The sequence below is a fragment of the Stenotrophomonas sp. P5_B8 genome (genome assembly GCF_054049855.1).
Genome location: NZ_JBFULO010000330.1, coordinates 1 through 4,534, shown reverse-complemented (window position 1 = coordinate 4,534; position 4,534 = coordinate 1). Strand labels below are relative to the sequence as shown.

6 protein-coding genes are annotated in these 4,534 nt (G+C 64.3%); 5 read left to right on the top strand and 1 reads right to left on the bottom strand.

Annotated features, from left to right (window positions below):
- The coding region (locus ACXJKH_RS15670; protein WP_457320663.1) for a PepSY-associated TM helix domain-containing protein at positions 1-942 on the top strand (942 nt) is incomplete at its 5' end.
- 79 nt (positions 943-1,021) lie between these two features.
- Here ACXJKH_RS15670 and ACXJKH_RS15665 read toward each other — a convergent pair.
- Positions 1,022-1,267: a hypothetical protein gene (locus ACXJKH_RS15665; protein ID WP_457320661.1), complete on the bottom strand. Its 246-nt coding sequence runs from the start codon at positions 1,265-1,267 to the stop codon at positions 1,022-1,024.
- A gap of 343 nt (positions 1,268-1,610) precedes the next feature.
- Here ACXJKH_RS15665 and ACXJKH_RS15660 point away from each other — a divergent pair, with 343 nt between their 5' ends.
- From ACXJKH_RS15660 to ACXJKH_RS15645, 4 genes are all read left to right on the top strand, one after another.
- The gene (locus ACXJKH_RS15660) at positions 1,611-2,306 is read left to right on the top strand and encodes a response regulator transcription factor (protein ID WP_457320659.1); all 696 of its coding nucleotides are present in this window, start codon (positions 1,611-1,613) and stop codon (positions 2,304-2,306) included.
- A gap of 17 nt (positions 2,307-2,323) precedes the next feature.
- A complete protein-coding gene (locus ACXJKH_RS15655; protein WP_457320656.1) occupies positions 2,324-3,535 on the top strand; it encodes a sensor histidine kinase in 1,212 nt (403 codons plus the stop codon).
- A gap of 94 nt (positions 3,536-3,629) precedes the next feature.
- Complete coding sequence (locus tag ACXJKH_RS15650) at positions 3,630-4,022, top strand: diacylglycerol kinase (protein ID WP_457320654.1); 393 nt, start codon at positions 3,630-3,632, stop codon at positions 4,020-4,022.
- Between the two features lie 78 nt (positions 4,023-4,100).
- The coding region (locus ACXJKH_RS15645) for a phosphoethanolamine transferase domain-containing protein (RefSeq protein ID WP_457320652.1) at positions 4,101-4,534 on the top strand (434 nt) is incomplete at its 3' end.

Below are 4,534 nucleotides of genomic sequence, written 5' to 3'. Positions count from 1 at the left end.
GTGTTGACCGGTGTCTACCTGTGGTGGCCGCGCGGGCGCAACGGTGGCGTCACCACGGTGCGTGGCCGGCCGGCCCAGCGCCTGTTCTGGCGCGACCTGCATGCGGTGACCGGTGTCTGGGTGGGGCTGGCGCTGCTGTTCCTGGCGGTCACCGGCATGCCCTGGTCGGTGGTGTGGGGCAAGCAGGTCAACGCGTGGGCCAACGGGCAGGACTACGGCTATCCGGCTGGCGTGCGCGTGCAGGTGCCGATGTCGCACCAGCGGCTGGCCGACACCACCACGCCCACCTGGTCGATGCGGCAGGCGCAAGTGCCGGTGTCATCCCTGCGCCACGCCGAACACGCGCCTGCCGATAGCCATGCCGGGCACGAGGGGCACGGCAGTGGTGCACTGGGCGATCTCGCCGCCCAACCTGGCAGCATCGGCATCGACGCCGCGCTGCAACGCATCAACGGCCTCGGCCTGGCACCCGGTTACAGCGTGGCGCTGCCGCGCGGTCCGATGGGCGTGTACACCGCCTCGGTCTACCCCGAGGACGTGGCAGGCCAGCGTGTGGTGCACCTGGACCAATACAGCGGCCGGGTGCTGCTGGACATGGGCTACGCCGAGTACGGCGTGCTGGGGCGTGGGCTGGAATGGGGCATCAACGTGCACCTGGGACAGGAATACGGCACGTTCAATCGCCTGTTGCTGGTCGCCGCCTGCGCCGCGATCCTCATGCTGTGCATCAGCGGCGCGGTGATGTGGTGGAAGCGGCGGCCGGTCGGCGGGATGGGCGTGCCTGCGCTGCCGAGGCAACGGCGAACGGTGGCCATCGTGTTCGCGCTGCTGTGCATTGGCGGGGTGGTGTTCCCGTTGGTGGGTGCCTCGCTGCTGGTGGTGGGCGTGCTCGACTTCATCATCAGCGGCGGCTGGCGCGCTCCGCGCCCGGCGCGCGATTGAAATGCCCGCCCAACCCCATGTCCGGAATACAGCCAAGCATCCTTCGCGAGAGCAATGCTGTCTGGCGCTGATACATCCGTCAGGTCTTCAGCACCTGCATCTGCAGAAACTGCTCGAACCGCGCGCGGCTGACGGCCTGGTGTTCGCCACAGTGGGGGCAGTTGAGCAGACCCGCGCCTTGCACGTCCACCAATCCTTCCCCCTCGGACAACCTGCATTCCTGCATGCACGATTGGCACTGGACATCCAGTTGTTGCAGCATTTTTATCGTCTGCGCGTCGGCCATTTCAGCGCGAACACCCAGGATCAGAAACTTGCCGGTCATCGGAAACTCCGTACTAGGCATCCTCGCCACTGATATGACCGTGATCAGAAGCGCGCCAACGAGGATGAACATTGGGGAAACCTTCTTGGCAGACGCCACCGCATGCCCTGCGGGTGGCCAACCGACTGCGATTTGAAGGAAGGATAGGCATGATCCCGATGCGACCCTGCAAGGAGAGTGAAGCCGGGGTTCGCAGCGTGTCAAGATCGGGCCGATGCGACGGAAGGGCGCGACCGTCTCTCCGCAAAGAACAACGCCTGCGTGGCGCGTCCGCCCGCTGCGCCTTGGCAATGGCGCAGCAATCCTTCAAAGTCCCTCACACGCTCCATGATGCCAACGATCCATGACCCGCCTGCTCATCATTGAAGACAACCCTGAGTTGGTCGCAAACCTGTACGCCTTCTTCGAGCCGTTGGGCTATGTGCTGGACGATGCACGGGATGGCGCCACCGGGCTGCGGCTGGCTACGCAGAACGATTACGACGCCATCCTGCTGGATCTGATGCTGCCGCGGCTGGACGGAATGACGCTGTGCCACAAGCTCCGCGAAGAGTTCCAGAATCCGGTGCCCATCCTGATGTTGACCGCGCGCGACCCCGTCGATGACCGCGTGCAGGGCCTGGCGCTGGGCGCGGACGATTATCTGGTCAAGCCCTTTTCGCTCAGGGAGCTGGATGCCCGCATCCAGGCCCTGGTGCGCCGCGCCCAGGGCAGACACGTGCAAGGCACCCTGGCCTGGGAAGATCTCAAGGTGGATACCCGTGCGCCACAGGCGTGGCGGCAAGGCCAGGCCATCAATCTGACCCCCAGTACACACAAGCTGCTGCTGTGTCTGGTGCGCGCCGCGCCTGCCGTGGTCAGGAAGCAGGAGATGGAGTATCTGCTGTGGGGCGACCATCCGCCAGAAAGTGGTGCCTTGCGCACGCACATCCACGAGCTGCGCCAGCACACCGACAAGAGCTTCGCATCGCCACTGATCGAAACAGTGCATGGCGTGGGATGGCGCATGCAGCGCCCCGCGAAGGCGACCGGGCAGTGAAATCAATGTACCGGCCGATGATGCTCCGGACACGCATTACGGTGTCCTTCGTGCTCCTGATGGTGGCGGTCATGGGCTTTGTGGTCGCCGCCGAGCAGCTCGACTACGACGAGCTGCGCGCATACGTCATTTCCAGAAGCCTGCACAGCGAGATGCATCGGCTGAAAGCGGACATAGCCAACGGCGCCACGCCGGTCATGGCCAATGGCAGCCAGTTTTACGACGCGCACACCGCGCCGCAAGCGCTGCGAACCTATGCGCCGGGCTACTACAGCGTCGGCAAGCCCGACGTCTGGCACCTACTGGTGTTCGACGTCGACGGGCAACGCTACTACCTTCGCCAGGATGCAGAGCGTTACCAGTATCTCGAGCACGTCATCGACGGCTACGCGCTGCTGGTCATCCTGCTATGCATCCTCTTCGCGTTCTGGATCGGACGACTCACCTCGGCCCGTGTCATCGCCCCCATCACCCGCCTGGCCGACGCCGTGGAACGCAAGGAGATGCCGTTTCCGTTCCAGGATGCGCGCGACGAGATCGGCGTACTGGCACGGGCGTTCGCGCAGCACAGCGATGAAGCCGAACAGTTCCTGCAGCGCGAGCGGTGCTTCGTGGGCGATGCCAGCCATGAACTGCGCACGCCACTGGCCATCATTGCCGGCGCAGCGGAAACCATCGCTCACCAACTGCCCGCCGACAGTCCCCTGCGGGCCAGCGGCGAGCGCATCCTGCGCACCACGCAGGAAATGCAGCGCCAACTGACCTGCCTGCTGCTCCTCTCGCGTGATCCGCAGCGGCTGGCCAGGGAAGACGTTCCGCTGCGCCCCCTGATTGAAGACTGCATGGCCCGCTGCGAGCCCTGGTTGGCACGCAAGCCAGTGGTCCTGCACATGGAAGCGCCGCAGGACCCGCGCCTCCACACCAACGCCGAGCTGGCGCGCAGCGTGGTCTGGAACCTGCTGCGCAATGCATGCCAGTACACCGATGAAGGCGAAATACGCATCATCGTGCAGGGCACCACGCTGATCATCGCCGACACCGGCCCCGGCCTGCCGCCCAGCGTCGATCCGCAGCAGTTCCAGCGCTTCCAGCCCAGCCTGCGCCACAGCGGCGAAGGGCTGGGCCTGTCCATCGTGCAACGCATTGTGGATCACCTGGGCTGGCGGATGGCCGTAGCAAGCTCGGCCAACGGTTGCCGGTTCACGCTCGACATGCCTGGCACGGCATGAACACGTGCAGCGCGCCGTAGTGGCGCCATMCTGACGGCTTTCTGACGCGGCTTTCTCAATCCTCCACAGAGACCAAGCCCTTTGTGAGATGCAGATGCAATCGTCAGGCCCCACCGGAACCGGCAAGTATCCCCATGGCAAAACCGGGTTGAACCGGGTGTTTCATACGCTGATCCATTCCCGTGACGGCTTCCTGGCCACCATCCGCAGCGAAGCGGCGTTCCGGCAGCTGCTGGTCCTGCATGGCCTGCTGATGGCGACCACATTCGTGCTTGATCTCAGCCCGGCCGAACGTGCGTTGATGCTGGCGGTCAGCTTCATCAGCCTGCTGGTCGAGCTTCTCAACTCCGCCATCGAGGCCGTGGTCGATCGTATCTCGCTCGATATCCACCCACTCTCCAAGAACGCCAAGGACATGGGCAGTGCCGCGCAGACCACGGCGTTGCTGATGGTCGGTGCTGTCTGGGCGGTGATCCTGTTGGCATAGGCAAGACAGAAGCACGTCCCTGACAACTTCCTGATACACCCGTTTCGATACTGCGCGCACTTTTCACTTCACGGAAGAATGCGCGTGCTTCAACGTCTGACCTCGATTCGGCTCACCGCAGTGCAATTGACCTGGATCGCCGCGCTGTTCTTCACCACCGCGGGGAACATCGCACTGTGGCAAACGCTATGGACCCACCTGTCGCTGAACACGCCGCGCAGCGTGCTGTTCCTGATCAGCCTGCCGATCTTCCTCTTCTGTGCGTTCAACATCCTGCTCACGCCGTTGCTGGCGCTGCCCTACCTGCGCAAGCCGCTGCTGGCACTGCTGGTCATCATCAGCGCGGCGTGCACCTACTTCATGCTCCACTACGGCGTGCTGATCGATCGCAGCATGGTGCAGAACGCGTTGGAGACCAACCAGGCCGAACTCGCCTCCTACGTCTCCGCGCCCTTGCTGCTTACGCTCTTGTTGCTGGGTGTGCTGCCTGCCACCGCGATGGTGTCCTTGCC

Coding starts and splice junctions, on each gene's coding strand:
- ACXJKH_RS15665 (WP_457320661.1), bottom strand. CDS start 1,267: ATGACCGGCAAGTTTCTGATCCTGGGTGTTCGCGCTGAAATGGCCGAC.
- ACXJKH_RS15660 (WP_457320659.1), top strand. CDS start 1,611: ATGACCCGCCTGCTCATCATTGAAGACAACCCTGAGTTGGTCGCAAAC.
- ACXJKH_RS15655 (WP_457320656.1), top strand. CDS start 2,324: ATGATGCTCCGGACACGCATTACGGTGTCCTTCGTGCTCCTGATGGTG.
- ACXJKH_RS15650 (WP_457320654.1), top strand. CDS start 3,630: ATGCAATCGTCAGGCCCCACCGGAACCGGCAAGTATCCCCATGGCAAA.